Origin of the sequence: Sphingomonas sp. S6 (assembly GCF_043498045.1) — a bacterium.
Classification (GTDB): domain Bacteria; phylum Pseudomonadota; class Alphaproteobacteria; order Sphingomonadales; family Sphingomonadaceae; genus Sphingomonas.
The window spans coordinates 22404-37565 of the sequence record NZ_JBIEOE010000013.1; the positions used below are offsets into that span (position 1 = coordinate 22404).

At 62.8% G+C, this 15162-nt stretch carries 18 protein-coding genes; 12 read left to right on the plus strand and 6 right to left on the minus strand.

The genetic code is table 11. The annotated features are described in order from the left end of the window. Positions 1–160 precede the first annotated feature (160 nt). The 5 genes from ACGVWT_RS15565 to ACGVWT_RS15585 all read left to right on the plus strand — a co-directional run bounded on the left by ACGVWT_RS15565 (position 161) and on the right by ACGVWT_RS15585 (position 2722). Positions 161–553 carry a DUF3768 domain-containing protein gene (locus ACGVWT_RS15565; RefSeq protein WP_033966715.1) on the plus strand — a complete coding sequence of 131 codons (393 nt, stop codon included), beginning with the start codon at positions 161–163 and terminating at the stop codon, positions 551–553. 59 nt (positions 554–612) lie between these two features. Then, positions 613–828, plus strand: a complete 216-nt coding sequence (locus ACGVWT_RS15570) for an antitoxin VbhA family protein (RefSeq protein ID WP_033966687.1) — start codon at positions 613–615, stop codon at positions 826–828. Positions 829–1124: 296 nt separating this feature from the next. Beyond that, entirely contained in the window at positions 1125–1268 is a 144-nt protein-coding gene (locus ACGVWT_RS15575; RefSeq protein ID WP_156143070.1) for a hypothetical protein, read from the plus strand. 237 nt (positions 1269–1505) lie between these two features. After that, positions 1506–2087: a hypothetical protein gene (locus ACGVWT_RS15580; RefSeq protein WP_033966689.1), complete on the plus strand. Its 582-nt coding sequence runs from the start codon at positions 1506–1508 to the stop codon at positions 2085–2087. A gap of 320 nt (positions 2088–2407) precedes the next feature. Next, a complete protein-coding gene (locus tag ACGVWT_RS15585) occupies positions 2408–2722 on the plus strand; it encodes a hypothetical protein (protein WP_033966692.1) in 315 nt (104 codons plus the stop codon). A 31-nt stretch (positions 2723–2753) separates the two neighbouring features. Here ACGVWT_RS15585 and ACGVWT_RS15590 read toward each other — a convergent pair whose 3' ends face one another. Further along, entirely contained in the window at positions 2754–3017 is a 264-nt protein-coding gene (locus ACGVWT_RS15590) for a hypothetical protein (RefSeq protein WP_147035691.1), read from the minus strand. A 95-nt stretch (positions 3018–3112) separates the two neighbouring features. Here ACGVWT_RS15590 and ACGVWT_RS15595 point away from each other — a divergent pair, with 95 nt between their 5' ends. Then, positions 3113–3319 carry a helix-hairpin-helix domain-containing protein gene (locus ACGVWT_RS15595; protein WP_033966693.1) on the plus strand — a complete coding sequence of 69 codons (207 nt, stop codon included), beginning with the start codon at positions 3113–3115 and terminating at the stop codon, positions 3317–3319. Between the two features lie 240 nt (positions 3320–3559). Here the strand turns inward: ACGVWT_RS15595 and ACGVWT_RS15600 are convergent, their stop codons facing one another. The 4 genes from ACGVWT_RS15600 to ACGVWT_RS15615 all read right to left on the minus strand — a co-directional run bounded on the left by ACGVWT_RS15600 (position 3560) and on the right by ACGVWT_RS15615 (position 9571). Beyond that, entirely contained in the window at positions 3560–3820 is a 261-nt protein-coding gene (locus ACGVWT_RS15600; RefSeq protein WP_231565314.1) for a hypothetical protein, read from the minus strand. Between the two features lie 30 nt (positions 3821–3850). Then, positions 3851–7114 (minus strand): error-prone DNA polymerase, encoded by a 3264-nt coding sequence (locus ACGVWT_RS15605; protein ID WP_147035690.1) that lies wholly within the window; start codon positions 7112–7114, stop codon positions 3851–3853. Beyond that, positions 7111–8709 carry a DNA polymerase Y family protein gene (locus ACGVWT_RS15610; RefSeq protein ID WP_244304997.1) on the minus strand — a complete coding sequence of 533 codons (1599 nt, stop codon included), beginning with the start codon at positions 8707–8709 and terminating at the stop codon, positions 7111–7113. Before ACGVWT_RS15610 ends, ACGVWT_RS15605 begins: the two co-directional genes overlap by 4 nt. Before the next feature lie 100 nt (positions 8710–8809). Next, positions 8810–9571 carry an ImuA family protein gene (locus ACGVWT_RS15615; RefSeq protein WP_183949601.1) on the minus strand — a complete coding sequence of 254 codons (762 nt, stop codon included), beginning with the start codon at positions 9569–9571 and terminating at the stop codon, positions 8810–8812. Positions 9572–9704: 133 nt separating this feature from the next. Here ACGVWT_RS15615 and ACGVWT_RS15620 point away from each other — a divergent pair, with 133 nt between their 5' ends. The 5 genes from ACGVWT_RS15620 (at position 9705) to ACGVWT_RS15640 (ending at position 13464) form a co-directional block, all read left to right on the plus strand. Further along, positions 9705–10340 carry an SOS response-associated peptidase gene (locus tag ACGVWT_RS15620; RefSeq protein WP_081988825.1) on the plus strand — a complete coding sequence of 212 codons (636 nt, stop codon included), beginning with the start codon at positions 9705–9707 and terminating at the stop codon, positions 10338–10340. A gap of 775 nt (positions 10341–11115) precedes the next feature. Then, positions 11116–11697, plus strand: coding sequence for a recombinase family protein (locus tag ACGVWT_RS15625; RefSeq protein WP_033966719.1), 582 nt, complete (start codon positions 11116–11118; stop codon positions 11695–11697). Between the two features lie 225 nt (positions 11698–11922). Next, positions 11923–12600 (plus strand): ParA family protein, encoded by a 678-nt coding sequence (locus ACGVWT_RS15630; protein WP_033966697.1) that lies wholly within the window; start codon positions 11923–11925, stop codon positions 12598–12600. Beyond that, a complete protein-coding gene (locus ACGVWT_RS15635) occupies positions 12597–12947 on the plus strand; it encodes a hypothetical protein (protein ID WP_147035687.1) in 351 nt (116 codons plus the stop codon). Before ACGVWT_RS15630 ends, ACGVWT_RS15635 begins: the two co-directional genes overlap by 4 nt. 163 nt (positions 12948–13110) lie before the next feature. Further along, positions 13111–13464: a hypothetical protein gene (locus ACGVWT_RS15640; protein ID WP_033966698.1), complete on the plus strand. Its 354-nt coding sequence runs from the start codon at positions 13111–13113 to the stop codon at positions 13462–13464. A gap of 432 nt (positions 13465–13896) precedes the next feature. On the opposite strand, the gene ACGVWT_RS15645 is transcribed toward ACGVWT_RS15640, so the two are convergent. Beyond that, entirely contained in the window at positions 13897–14166 is a 270-nt protein-coding gene (locus ACGVWT_RS15645; protein WP_033966699.1) for a hypothetical protein, read from the minus strand. A 341-nt stretch (positions 14167–14507) separates the two neighbouring features. Here ACGVWT_RS15645 and ACGVWT_RS15650 point away from each other — a divergent pair, with 341 nt between their 5' ends. Further along, a complete protein-coding gene (locus tag ACGVWT_RS15650) occupies positions 14508–15089 on the plus strand; it encodes a hypothetical protein (protein ID WP_147035686.1) in 582 nt (193 codons plus the stop codon). Positions 15090–15162 lie beyond the last annotated feature (73 nt).

Here is a 15162-nt window from a genome sequence, read left to right on the forward strand (position 1 = left end):
GGGCTCCGAGGTCCTGGCCGGTGCGCTCGCGCGAGCAAGCCCGCGGGGCGGGCTTCTCCACTCCGTTTCGACCCTACGGGTGCACGCGCGATCTATGCACCGGCCGTCCTGTCGCCTGTCGAAAGGCCCCGATCGTCGGGGTCCAGGGATGGAGACCATCATGGCCGAGCACACGCCTCAACCCGACCGCGCCAAGGGTGGCGCATCTGCAATCGCCTGCCTCAACGATTGGCTTCGCGACAACATCCACGCCCCCGGCCGCAACCGCATCATGATGACGCAAGGGGTGGCCGAGCTGATCGGCGACGTCAGCCTGTTCCGCAACTTCCGCAAGCGCGCCGAGCTGCTGCGTATGGTGCGTGCCTACGACGCGTTCGACGCCTCGATCGACCCGCACGGCGAGCGTGACATGGGCCGGTTCGAGTTCGAGGGGACCGACTGCTACTGGAAGATCGATTATTACAACCTCGACCTGTCCGCAGGCGCCGAGGATCCGAGCGATCCCTTCCTCACCGTCCGCGTCCTGACCATCATGCGCGTCGACGAACGATGACCGATGCCGCCCCGGCGCGAGCCGCCGGGGCTCGCTCCAAGCCCTGAAAGGATCCACCGATGCCTGCCCGAGCCAACGCACTTGTTCAGCCTGCCGCCTTCGATCGTCACTCTCGCCAGCGCGAGGTCGACTTCGCCCGCGGCTGTGTCCGCCACGAAGGCGGCATCCTCACCGACGAGATCGAACGGCTGAATGCCCAATACATTGCCGGCGAGATCGACAGTGACGAGCTGACGAATGCGATCCTCCAATCGCAAACCGTTCAGACTCATTGACCGACGCGGAGGGCGGTGCGGGAAACCGCACCGTTTTCCGCGCGAAAGCACGAACAGAGGATGGCGTGGACGCTTGCTGCAACGTTCGCCTGTCCCACCACCGTTGGAAGGCTCTGTCGTCGACGGCCATTCATCGTGACAAGCCGAATGGACCGGCGTCAAGGATGCACGGCCCCTCCAATTTGCTGCGCAAATCGGTTCCTCCGTGCCCCGCTACGCGGCCGCTTACGCGGTCCCTGACCCCGGCCCATTCGGCTCGTCAGCCCGCCCCTGTCGTAAACGAACAGGAGGTTCACATGCATATTCAGACCGCACGCACCCAGGTTTGGCTCGCGGAACTGGCCAGCATTCAGGCAGAAATCGAAGCGCACGGTATGCCCGCGGCACCCCGGCCCGCTCGCAAGCGGACCCGCAAGCTCAAGCCGCTCTGGGAAGAATGAGGCGACGGGGCGGCGCAGCCGCCCCGCTCTCGGCATGTCTCATGCCAGTGACATTTACCCCCCCTTTTCCATGCCCCCGCTTGCCAACGGACCGAGGTTGCGGCCGTGAAGGGCGCGGCGATTTCGCCAAACCGTGTCTCGCGGTGACATTTACCCCCCCCCTTCGCGATCGTTTCAGCCGAACGTGGATTGAAACTTCCCCGACGTTCTGAATGATGGGTTCGACTGGGGAGCACCATGAAGACACTCGTTCTGATCGCATTGCTTGCGGCGAGCCTTCCTGCATCGGCGCAGGCGCAGGATACGTCCAAATCGCCGGACGGACTGTACACGGTCTCGATCGTTCCCAACGGCGCGGGGGATGAGAATGGCTCGGGCGCGGAGGCGCTGGTTCTCTACAGCACCAAGAGCAACCTCAAACGTCGGCTGCTCGTATCCAAATGGGATGGCGATTATGCCCGCAACCTCGCCAACCTCTCAAAGCCATTGTTTTCCCTCGATGGCGGCTATGTCTACTTCAACAGCTCGGACGCATCGCCGAACTCCAGCTACGTTCATCAATTCGATCTGAAGCTAAACGCGGTTCGATCGATCTGCCCCGGTTGGGCGTTGCGCGTCATGCGTACCGGACCCTATCGCGGCTATCTGCTGGTCCAGACCCACCGCTATTGGGATCGCCCGGAAGGTGGCTCCTACAACCCGGTGTTCCTAACGCACCCATCGGGCAAGAAAATCATGATGGTGCCAGGTAGCGACAATGACGAGGGCGAGCTGGCAGTCGACCCATGGCTCACAAAAATGAACTGGCGGGCTTGGTAGAGCCGAGCCAGCGAGGGGCGTCTCCCCGCCCTTATGGGGCGGGGCCGAGCTCTACTCCGCTTGCGCTCCACCGAGCCCCTGCGGGTCTCGGCCCTTCGGGTGACGATCCCTGACGTGACAACAACACAGGTGTATTACCCACCTACTGCAGGCCTAGCATGAGGTCCGGCTCCTGCCGCCTCAAGGATGCGCGGCCCCTCCAATTTGCTGCGCAAATCGGCTCCTCCGCGCCCCGCTCACGCGGCCGCTTCGCGGTCCTCTGACCCGGCATCGCTGCACCTCTTGGCCATGCCGCCAATGATGGCATGAAGGAGATTGTTATGTCGCACCGCCTCTTCGCTCAACTCGCTTTTGAGCGCGCCTTGGGCAGCGCCGCGATCAAGTCGCTGAAGGATGCGCTCACCGAGAAGGCGAACTTCGCCGCTCAAACCAACTGGCCCAAACCAGACCCATTCGCCGGGCAATATGACGTCGACGCGCTCACCGCCGAACTCGATCAGATCGTTCAAGATCGCATCCGCGACGTGCTGGAGGGTCCAGGACTGCAGATCATCGACCGGGGCGAGCTGTTCGCTGAGCCTGAGATCGTAGCTTTGGTTCAGGCCGCCAAGGCGAAACGGGACAAGCCCGGCTGAACCAACCGGGGCGGCTTCGGCCGCCCCGCATTCACCCAAGCGAAGTTGGGGACGGCACGTAAGGATGCGCCTCTCGCACCACCGCCGCAGCCTTCTCGATCACCTCTATATCCGACGCCTTTCCCGTCGGATCGATCCTCCAATTCGATCGGGGATGAAAGACGATTGGCAGTGCCGTCACTTCTCCGACGAGCTTCCTCCAATGTTCCTCCGGTTTGTCGGTGACGCCGGTCAGGAGATGAACGAGCAAGTCGCGAATATCGTCTGCGCTTGCAGGAGCATCATGGTTAGCCATGACGCAATCTAACCGCTTCAACGTCCTCAGCCATCGCGACTTTGGACCGCAACCGGGCGTCGCCGGTTTCATCACCGCCCAACGAAAGGTTGAACATGAGCGACGCATCCCTCGTGAACGTAAACACCGCTACCGCAGCGGAACTCGACGCAGTGCCCGAGCTCAAAGGTCATGGCTTCGAGATTGTCCGTTACCGCGATGAGCGTGGCAAATTCACCGATCTACGCCAGCTCGACGAGGTTCCCGGCCTGGCCGGCAAGGCGGACGGTGGAAGGTCCGCGCTGACCGTCGGCGACGCCTAAACGACTAGCGTTTGACGATGGGGACGGACGACACCGACGCATGTCCACGGCGACCGCAGCCACGGCAGCGGAGCCGGATTATCTTGGACGCTACCTCCCCATCGCCACGAAAGCGTTCAAGGATCCTAGCCGCCGGCATATTCATGGTGCGACCACAGACGCACATAATCCGCATGTCAGCACGATCCGCCGCCCATTCGGCGAGCGTTGTGTAGGGCGCCTGGATCGTCGGTCGCTTGCTCACAGAGGCGAGACATCTTCATACCGCCCCGCTTTACGAAGCTGACGGACGATCCCGTTGAAAGCAGCGGTAACGCCCTGAGCGCGGCCAATCTCATTGGTTTGCGACGCGGCGTCCCAATACAATTCCAGCGGCCAACGCTCGGGGCAGTGCGGCAACAAGCAGCGCAAGGCGAGCCGCACCTCCATGCCATCAACCGTCGTTTCCGAGCAGCGGGCGACGCCGGACCGCAAGATGTGCACTGACAGCGCGATCACCACGCGCTGGTGCCGAGGCAAGCTCGACACGGCTCAGTGAAAGTCGTGCGACTTGAAGCGCACGACGTCCTCAGGATCGGCACCCTCCGCATGAGGGGGCCAGTAACAATTACGCGGCTCAGGGCTCCACCCCTTGTCACCCCGGTCAGGCGATCCCGGATGCTGGGCGGCATCGCCACGGCCCGTCCGGTGCGGGAACGACATGTCACCGACACGGTGCAGCAGGTCGCCGTGGTCGATGATCCGGTCGCAAATGACATGGATTACCTCCCCTTCCTTCTGCACCCGCCCTTTCATGCCGATCATGGAGGCTGACATGATGGTGCGGCGCTGTGCCTCGAAACGGTCAGGCCACAGGATTCCGTTGGCGATGCCGCTTTCATCCTCGATCGTGATGAACAGCACGCCCTTCGCCGAACCGGGCTTCTGCCGCACAAGGATGATACCGGCGACCTCGACGTGCCGCCCGTCGCGAACGCTGGCGAGATCCGCGCACTTCGTGACGCCACGGCGCCTCAGCTCGTCACGGACGAACGTCAGCGGATGAGCGCGGAGCGATAGCTGTAGGTTGCGATAGTCCTCGATCACCTCGCGGCCGTCGGTAAGCGAGCGAAGCTGCACCTCGGGCTCCAGCCCCTCCGCGCTATGCACCTCGTCCGCGCGATCGGCCGCGGCAAAGAGCGGTAGCGGGGCCTCGCCGAGCCCCCTCACCTTCCAGAGGCCCTGCCGGCGATCGGCGCCAAAACTATGGAAGGCGTCGCCGTCCGCCAGTTTCTCGATCGCGGCGCGCTGCGCACCGGAACGTCGCCACACGTCCTCGACGCTTTCGTAAGCGGTGGTGCTACGCGCCGCGACGATCTTGGCGCCCTCGGCGTTCGAGAGCCCGCGGATGACCCGCAGGCCAAGCCGAACCGCCAGATAACGCCCACCGGTCCGCTCCAGCGTACAATCCCACCGGCTCGCGTTGACGCAGGGCGGTCGCACCTCGACGCCGTGTTCGCGCGCGTCTCGCACGATCTGGGCGGGGGCGTAAAATCCCATCGGCTGCGCATTCATGAGCGCGGCGCAGAACACGTCGGGATGATGGTGCTTCATCCACGACGAAGCATAGGAGATCTTCGCGAAGCTCGCCGCATGGCTCTCCGGGAAGCCGTAGGAGCCGAAGCCCTCGAGCTGACGGAAGGTGCGCTCGGCAAACTCACGCGGATAACCGCGCTCGACCATGCCCTCGATCAGCTTTTCGCTGAAGTGGCTGACCCCACCGGTGAACTTGAAGGTCGCCATGGCCCGGCGAAGCTGGTCCGCCTCGGTCGGCGTGAACCCCGCGCCGACAATCGCGACCTTCATCGCCTGCTCCTGAAAGAGCGGCACGCCGAGCGTCTTCTCGAGCACCGCGCGCAGCTCCGGACGCGGATATTCCGGCTTCTCCAAACCTTCGCGCCGGCGAAGATAGGGATGCACCATGTCGCCCTGGATCGGGCCGGGGCGCACGATCGCGACCTGGATGACAAGATCGTAGAAGCGCCGCGGCTTCATGCGCGGCAACATGCTCATTTGGGCGCGGCTCTCGATCTGGAAGGTGCCCAGCGTGTCCGCCTTCTGGATCATGGCGTACACATCAGGATCGTCGTCCTGCAGGTCCTTCAGCTCGACGTGCAGACCCTTGTCGGCCTCCAACATGTTGAAGGCGCGGTTCATACAGCCGAGCATCCCCAGGCCCAGGACATCGACCTTCATGAACTTGAGACTATCGATGTCGTCCTTGTCCCATTCGATGATCTGCCGATCCTCCATCGCGGCCGGCTCGATCGGAACGAGATCATCGAGACGGTCATGGGTCAGCACAAAGCCGCCGGGGTGCTGCGACATATGGCGCGGCACACCGATCAGCTTGCGCGCGAGGTCGAGCGTGAGACGCAGCCGGCGATCGGCGATGTCGAGGTTGAGCTCCTCGACCTGTTTCTCGCCGACGCCTTCGGCAGACCATCCCCAGACCAGCCCGGCCAGTGAGGACGTCAGGTCCTCAGGCAGGCCAAGGGCCTTGCCGACGTCGCGCACCGCGCCGCGTGCACGATAGCGTGTCACGACCGCCGTCAGCGCAGCGCGGGTCCGCCCGTAGGTCTCGTAGATCCACTGGATGATCTCCTCACGCCGCTCATGCTCGAAGTCGACGTCGATGTCGGGCGGCTCGCGCCGCTCGCCCGACACGAAGCGCTCGAAGAGCAACTCGTGCTTGATCGGATCGATCGAGGTCACACCGAGCACGAAGCACACGCAGGAATTGGCTGCGGAGCCTCGGCCCTGGCAAAGGATCCCCCGCCTCCGCGCTTCGCGCACGATCGCGTACACGGTCAAGAAATAGGGTGCGTAGCCGAGTTCGCCGATCAGCCGCATCTCATGCGCGATCTGGTTGGTGTACGCCTCCGGCACCTCGCCATCGAACATGCGCTCGACCGCTTCGGTCGCCAGCTTCTCCAAGGCCTCCTGCGCTGACAACCCCTCAATGAGGCGCTCATGCGGGTATTGATAGGCCAACTCGCCAAGGTCGAAGGTGCAGATGCGGGCGATATCGACGCTCGCCTGAAGCGCGTCCGGATAAGCGCGGAATCGCCGGACCATCTCGTCCGGCGATTTGAGCGCCCGGTCCGCGTTGACCTCGCGGCGATAGCCGAGCTCATCGACGGTGCATTTCTCGCGCACCGCAGTCACGACGTCCTGCAGCAGCCGTGCCTCTGGCGCATGGTAGAGCACGTCACCGGTCACGACGGCACGGACCCCTGCCCCGCCCGCCTGTCGCGCCAGCGCATCGATGCGGACCGCGTCCCCCGGCCGGCGCCGCTGGAACAGGGCCATATAGCCGCGACGCCCGTAGATAGCCTTCAGGTCCTTCAGCGCGGCGACGTTCTCCTCGTCCGCCTCGTGCGGCAGCAGGATGGCAACGACACCTTCGGACCACGGCTCCAGGTCGTGCCAGTGGAGGAGGCACCCGCCCTTGCCTGCCCGCTTCTTGCCGACGGTGAGCAGCCGCGTGATCCTCGACCAGGCAGGGCGGTCAGTCGGATAGAGCAACAAGCGCCGGCCGCACGACAGATCGACGCGGGTGCCCGCGATCGACCGGACGCCAGTCGCCTTCTGCGCTTCCCACGCACGCACGACACCTCCCACCGTGCCGATGTCGCTTACGCCGATCGCCGGATAGCCGAGCAGCGCCGCGGCTGCGAACAGCTCCTCCGGTGACGACGCGCCGCGCAGGAGCGAGAAGTGGGTGAGCACCTGCAGCTCGACATAGTGGGTCATCCGAAGACCCCGTGCATCCACCAGGAAAGGTCTCCGGTCTCGTCCTCGAACCCGTCACCCCGCCTGAAAACCCAGTACCGCCCTCCAGCTTCATCCTCGACACGGTAATAGTCGCGGACCGCCCAGACCTCGGCGTCGCGCCGCCACCACTCGCCGTGAACGCGCTCAGGACCATCACCGGCGACGATCTTGTACATCGTGCCTCGCCATTCGAAGCGACGTGGCGGCTGATCCGGCATCAGTGCCATGACGCGAGCCAATGGCTCTGGCTGCGGAAACAGGCGGATCGGACGCTTCCAAGCCGGCCATGATCCTGGCATTTCCACCGGGTCGGAGCGGGTGACGGCCCGTTCCGGCACATGGCTCTCGACGGGCGCAAGCCGGTAGACGGCATAGCCGCCGATCCTGCCGGCGATGACGTCGACCAAGCGTGCCGGGTCTCGCACGAGCGTCTCGCCAGCGAGGACCGCGCCAAGGTCGACCGCATCAAGCGGCTCGGTATGTGTGGCAACGAGCCAGAATTGCTCAAGCCCCATGCCGGGGTCGATCCGCTCGATCCTCAGCTTCAGAAGGCGGAGGAGGTGCGATACCTCGCGCGTAGGGCGCGACGTGCCAACGCCCACCACCTGCTCAGTACCGTCGACGCGCAAACCGGTTAGACGGAGTGCCCGCGCGCCTAGTCCCCGCGCCTGCAGAACCTCCGCAAGATCGGTCAGCAGGTCGCCCATCACCTGCTCAATCGCCTCGGCCGTGCCGATCGGCTCCAGCAGCCGACGCTCGACGATCGGGACCTCGGCATCCTCGCGCGGGGTGATCGGCTCGGCGACCGCGCCAAGCGCCTGGTCCAGGCGCGTGATCGCCGGAAGGCCAAGCCGGCGCGCGAGCGGTCCGCGCGCTACCGGCAGCAGATCCGCAACAGTCTCGAACCCAAAGCGCTTTGCGGCACTGATCGCCGATGGGGCGAGGCGCAGCGCGACGACCGGCAGCGCCGCAATTGCACTCGCCGTAGCGCCGGGCTCAACGCGGATCAGCTCGCCTCGGCCGAACCGGGCGAGCGCGTGCGCGGCACCTGCGGTATCGGCGACTGCGATCCGCGCGGTGAAGCCGGCGCGTCGGCAGAAAGCCAGAAGCCTTTTGCAAAATTTCTCCTCGCCGCCATGCAGATGAGCGCATCCGGCAACGTCGATCCATAGGCCATCGCTGGGGCTGACTGCGGCAATGGGCGACCAGCGACGCACTGCGAACAATGCAAGACGATCCAGGAGGGCGGCATCCGCCTCCGGCTCCGCCGGCCGGAAGTCGAGATCGGACACGAGCGCGCGCGCATGGGTCGCTGCCATGCCCGGATGCACGCCAAGCGCGCGCGCACCCTCACAGGCAGCTACCACCTCTTCACGCCGCCCGACCTTGCCGATCAGCGCCAAAGGCGCCTGATCTAGCGGCGCGGCAACTGGCCCGGGGATGCGCGGCGCTGGTGTCGAAACCTTGTACGGATGACTGGCAGCCTCCGAACGCCGACCCAGCTCGCGCATGGGCGGCTGCGCGTGCGCCGGCAGGCTGGCGATCTGCGCCTCTACGTCGCCACGCGACGGCATACCCTCGCGCGCCCAGCGCGCGCCGGGGCGCCACCCGCCGCCCCGCGGCACCGAACATGCACCGGGGTCGTCGTCTACCGGCAGCTCGAGGACAGGCCGTTCAGGCTGCCGCGGAGCGGACCGTTCCAACCGTCTCAGCCGCTCCACGGCCAAGCTCGGCAGGAACAGCGAGACGACCCGTCTCATCGCTGCCCTCCACAATCATGGAAAAGCCCTCACCGCCGCGCTGACGAACACACTCCACAGCCCAGCGCGCGCGCCCAACGCCCGCAACGTCGAGACGCTCGGATGGTGCTGCACCGATCCGCCAGCGGGTCCACGCAGCCGATGGCTCAGCCAGAACATCCTGGCTGAGGCCGCGAGGGCGGCGCAACAGGAGAACGGGAATATCGGCGTCAGCAGCAACGAGTTGCAGACGCCGTGTTGCCACCATCGAGACCTTGCTTGCCTCCGCGACGATCGCGCACGGCGTGCCGTCGCGCACCGCGTCTTCAACGACCGCCAGCAATGCCGCATCATCACGCGGCTGCGCAAAGATGACGTTGGCTGACGGCAGACCCGCTTGCTCCAGCGCGGGCGCATAGAGGTTTGTCCTACAGCTCGCCCACAGTACCGGCGCACCCGTACCGAGCGACTCACGCGCAGCAATGCCGGCCAGGAAAAGCGTGGTGGCGGCATCGTCGACTAAAGCTGCGCTTTGGGCCGCTGCCTCATGCAGTGCGCCAGCGCGTAACCCCCCTGCCCCGAGACGGGCGTCGATAGCCCCGACGCCGAACGGCATGACACGGTAGTCGGTCGCGGGAGTGGCGATCGTCCGCAGATGCGCTATGCTGGGCGCGAGGGAATTAAGGGCGGCGGACATAAGGGCTAGACTCTACTCGTTCCCTTTATGTTCCGTTAATGGCCGCTTGCGGTCAAGTAGGTTTTCCGCAGCTACCGAGTCCGTTCGTCGCAGACATGCCGGGCCAGCTCGCTGGCCGACATAGGAGGCGCGGATGTGCAATAGGTATCGACTGACAGCGAAACAGGCCGAGGTTGCCGCGACATTCGGCATCCGCGCACCCTATGAGATCGATGAGACGTTCCCCACCGGCGACATCTTTCCCACAGGGACTAAGACCCCCTTTTATGGCGCAGTGGTCGTCCAAGATGGCACCGATCGTCGTCTCGAAAGCATGGAATGGGGCGTCCCAACGCAGATCCCCAGCAAGCGGGACCCGGGGGTAAAGCTAACGAAATACGTCACGAACGTCCGGAACCTGCAATCCACCTTCTGGCGCTCGATGTTGACTACGCCAGCGCGTCGCTGCCTCGTCCCCGTCACGTCGTTCTCGGAATACGGGCTGAAGCCCGGCGAGGATGGGAAGAAGCCACTGCACTGGTTCGACGTGCCCAGCAGACCGTTATTCGCTTTTGCCGGTATCTGGCGACCAACGGAGCGCGGGAACGCCTACGGTTTTCTGACGACGGAGCCAAACGCGATCGTCGCACCCATCCATCCGAAAGCAATGCCTGTCATCCTGCATGATGACGACTACGGTCGCTGGCTTACCGGCGCCTGGGATGACGTGAAGGAACTGGTATCGCCCTACCCTTCTCAACTCATGCGCGTCGACCAGCCCGTCGATTGAAACGTGCGACCTTACGGCCGCCCCATCGACATGGGTCGATGGTGCTGCGAAGTTAGATGGCGCATCGATAATGATGTCATCTCGCCTTGCGCTGCGCTCGTACCTTTCCTTAAAGCTTGATGGCCTACAGAGACGTAGGACGGGGCGTGGAAACCTCGAAGGGTAAGGGCCGGTTCGAGCTATCGACCGGGTGGCGGACGCGTATGTCCAAGCCACCCGGCCAAAGGCGTTCGCGCCAAGCTTACCCTTGGTTTCCAACACCCGGTTCCGAAGCGGTGACGCGCCCAGCGGGCGCGTCACCGGCTTCTTGGGAGGCGTAGATGTCCGGTTGCACACCAGAAGACGACTTCCCGATGCCCTTAGGATCGCGTTCGCCCCTCAAAACTGATGTGCCTTTGGCACTGATGAGGATGGCGCTAGCGATCCTTGACCGGGACGGCCGGCCGGTGCCGGCGTGCTATTTGCAGCAAGCAATCGACAGCTACCTCGACACCCCTCCGGCACAACCGGGACCTCAACTCGATGCTGAAGTGAACGCCTGGTTGGAACGCAACCCACGGATGCTCGATTGAAATCGCGCTTGTCCGAAACCGATCGGTTTCGGACGCGACAACCAAAATAATGGATTTGTCCGGTTCATATCTGTCCGAAACCCCTGTCCACAACTGTCCGTCACAAACCCCCCCCAGAAACGTCCGAAACTAAAAACCTCTTGTGACTTTCGGACAAAAGCCCGAGAATGTCCGAAAGTAGACTTAACCACGGAGTTTCGGACGTGCTGATTGGGTACGCTAGGGTTTCAACCCATGAGCAGGACGTTCGGCTTCAGGTGGAAGCTCTCGAGGCCGCGGGCTGTACCAAGATCTTCACGGACGAAGGCGTGACTGGTGCAGCCGTCATTAAGCCGGAGCTGGTAAAGGCCCTCGCCTATGCTCGTGCCGATGAGGACACGCTTGTCGTATGGAAGCTGGATCGCCTCTCTCGATCCATGCGCGATCTCATAGAGACGGTGCAAGCCATGAAGGCGCGAGGCATTGGTCTCCGGTCTATCAAAGAGGCCGTGATCGATACCAGTAGCGCAGCGGGAAATCTCATCTTTCAGATTTTCGGAGCTTTCGCGGAGTTCGAGCGGGGCACAAATCACGAGCGCACGCTGGCCGGAATCGCTGCTGCGCAGCGTGCCGGCACCAGATTTGGGCGCCCGCCGAGCATCAGTGATGCACAATGGGCGAAGGCGCGCGAGTTGTTCAAAGCAGAGCCTCCTGCCCGGATCGCCGACATCGCGACGCTGCTTGGGGTTAGCCGACAGGCAATCTATCGCCGCCTCGAACGCGAAAACCTCAGCCTTCCTGACTGATGCCTCGGCGCAGTCGCCTAGCGCGTCAGGAACATGCAATTACATGTAAAGGCTTTTACATGACTGTAAATGCCATTGATGGCAATGCATTTTCTAGACAGGTACAGGAAATCATTGCCTGGGCCTGTCAATGACAGTAATACCCTTACCTGCATAGAACGGCACAGGAATGGTCGTTCATGCAATTGCATGTACGGACATGTATTAGCATGTAAGGGAATAGAGATGGCTGTTATCGCGCTCGCATCCTCAAAAGGCGGTTGCGGGAAATCGACGACCGCAATCGTCCTCGCGGGCCAGTATGCCGAGCAGGGATACCGGGTCACGATCATCGATGCTGATCCGAGAGAGCGTATCGTTCGATGGGCAGCAGCGGGGGAGGTGCCTGAAGGCATCATCGTCACCAAGGCCGATTATAAGACCCTTCCAGACGCGATCCGGCGAAACGAGGATCAGAGCGACGTTGTATTGATCGACGTTGAGGGTAGCGCAAACCTGAGCGTCTCGATCGCCGTCGGACACGCTCACTATGTGGTGATCCCCGCCAATCCGTCAGCGGCGGATGTCGAAGATGCGATCGACATGGTTCGCCTGGTTCACGACATCGCCGAGCGGTCGAAGCGTCCACCGTTGTACGCAGTCCTATGGACACGCGTTCCAACAGGCTTCCGCACCAGAGAGTATCTAGCCCTTGCCAAGCAGCTTGAGGAGGCGGCGGTCCCCGTCTGCGAAGTGTCCCTATCGGAGCGCTCGGCGTACAAAAGCCTCATCTCCTACAGCACCACTCTCGACCGCCTGCCGGCCGACGAAGTTCCCTCGCTGGATAAGGCAAGAGCGGAGAGCCGGGCGCTGGCTGACAGCATCAGTGCCGCCATCATCAACGCCCAGGAGACCGCAGCATGAGCGCCGATACCAAGCCCCAGCGCCGCTCTCTAACGGGCGGCTTGGGCGCGATCCGAAACACGCCCTCCGAAGAGACGAGCATCGACCAAGCGGCTCGGCCTACTGCGCCAAAAGGCTTTGATAGCGTGCCGGTGCCTGTTGGCGAGGTTGATCGCCTGCGGGCAAATCAAGCGCCGGAGGCACCACGCCGAGTAAGAGGGGGAGGGCGATCGATGCCGTTCTCATTGAAACTGCGGCCCGATACGCTCGAGTATATCTACGCCATCGCCAACGATAGAAATATCCCGTTAGCCCAGGTTATCGAAGAGCTGGTGGATGCCCATTCCAAGGCATTCCCGACCCGATAGAAGCATCATCCCTACGCTTGGTTATTCGCGATTCAGGGCTGATGTTAAGCGCAAAATGACACACTTGCTGTTTAGGTAGGCGAATGGGTCAAATGGCGGGGACGATCGGGCTTTGCTCCCACCGGTCGCCCCCTAATCACAACCCATCACGGAAGGATGGCTTATGACTGACGAGACCGTAGCTCGCCACGGGGAGCGGGGGAATACCGAATGGACGGAAGCCGAGGCTCGCTACAGAACCGCCAGCGAGGCACTTGAGGAAGCGACAAATCAGGCCAGCGGCGGAACCGGCGACGTCAATGATGCGGCAGTGATGGCTCACGCTGCTGCGGCGCGCGCGTTGATCGAAACACCGGCGACACACCTCGCTCACATCGCGGTAAAAATCCGAGCTGCCGACAATCTGCTCGGCCTAACCGCAAGCTATCCCGAGCTGCCGAAGATCCTCCTCGACGACATATTTGGACTGCTCGGCTTATATGATCCAGACGGGGCTGCACTGCCGCCAAGCATATAACTCCGTAGCAATGCCAGGCGGGATAGTGACACGTCCTGTCGTTGACCAACTGGTGAAGCGCAGCGACGGGCGAGGGTGGTCGCCTCGCGCAGTCATTGATATCCCGACGCCTGATAGCTTTCTGGTTCGCTGACTGACGATGCGCTATTCGTAACCGTCGGGCGTCAACGGATGACGCGGCGCACCCTGACCTATGCGAACGTAGTGTGCCAAAACCAAGGCGGCGATTAGCGCTACGGCGGCCAAAAACATGGCGCGAAAACGAGCTATCAACGAGCAAGATTGCTAAGAGGAAGGTGACGATCTAGCCGCCGCGCCGCCTTTGATCGGGTCGATGACGAAGGCGGCGGAATTGGCGATGGTGGGCGGTAAAAGGCGACGACCGTGGCAACTTGGATAACGAGACCAGGCCGAGGTAGTCACCCCTTGGCATCACTCCTTTCCAAGCGAACCAAGATGAGCGGCTACCGCTGAGCCGCCAAAAGATGCGATGGCGTTGGCGATCAAGCGAGCGTCCGCCTTTCCGAGTTTCCTGATTTTCACGCGATCCAGCGCCGCAAGAAGCGTGGGACGGCCTGCATCTCGCTCTTCCTCCTCGACCTCCTTAGCCTGAACATCGAGCTCCGCAATCTGTGCGAGAAGGCGGTCTTTCTGTGCCTGGATCGATGCTAGGTCATTCGGCTTCGATGATGTGCGGGCCACGGCGATTCCTCCGTTTTTCGATTGAGGGGTGAGTTAGTTCATGTCGGATTACATGCGACATTGCTAGGCTTGGTCACACCCTATCGCCGTATGGGGCTGCAACTTGGACGCATGAGACCGGACCGGTTGGGCAGGGGCACCACCCGGGCTGCGATCGTCTGACGGGTCGATTGGGGACTGCCCCATCCACATACACCCCACTCCGCGTCGTTGAGATTGGTTCGATTGCAGAGTTAGTCATTTAGGGGTATATGGATAAGGGAAGAGGGATGGCAGGATATGCCTCATGGCACCAATGTCGGACACTGGTTTATGAGGCGCCGCTGCACGGGGCTTGAGTGATGAAGGTAACAGTCAGGCTTGGTGATGATCTTACGTCAGAGATCGACCGCATCGCTGCTGCCAATGGGCAGACTCGAAGCGCCTGGATCTCCAACACGCTGCTCCGCTCCGTGATGTCAGATTCCAGCCAAGACGTGCCCATCCTGCCCGTTCAGGGGAGGGGCCATCCAGACGACCATATCCGGGTTACAGTGCGGCTTTACCGTAGTGAGATCGAGGCGATCGATGCGGTCGCTGGTCCAATGCGTCTCACGCGCAATGAGTGGATCAAGCGTTCTCTCCGCTGGCAGCTTTGGGACAAGGCCGCCCTTCTTCGTCTGTCCCCTTCCACCCAGTCGGAGATCGTGAAGGTCCGAAAGCAGGTTCTCGCGATTGGCCGGAATATCAATCAAGCCGTCCATGCGATGAACGCAGCGAACCAGCCTGAAAGCTCTCTCGATATCAGCCGGATCGCCGCGGCACTGATCGAGAAGTGCGCGGAGGTGAAGGACGTTCTGATGGAGACACGACGTGTCCTAGCATCCTCCATTGGTGGTGAGATCGCGTACTGGACGCGGCGCGACGAGGAGCAAGGCGGGTGAGCTTTCGCTTCTCTCCTGGCACGCTAGACTCGATGGCCGGGGTGTTCGCGCCTCCGAAGAAATATCGTCTGGG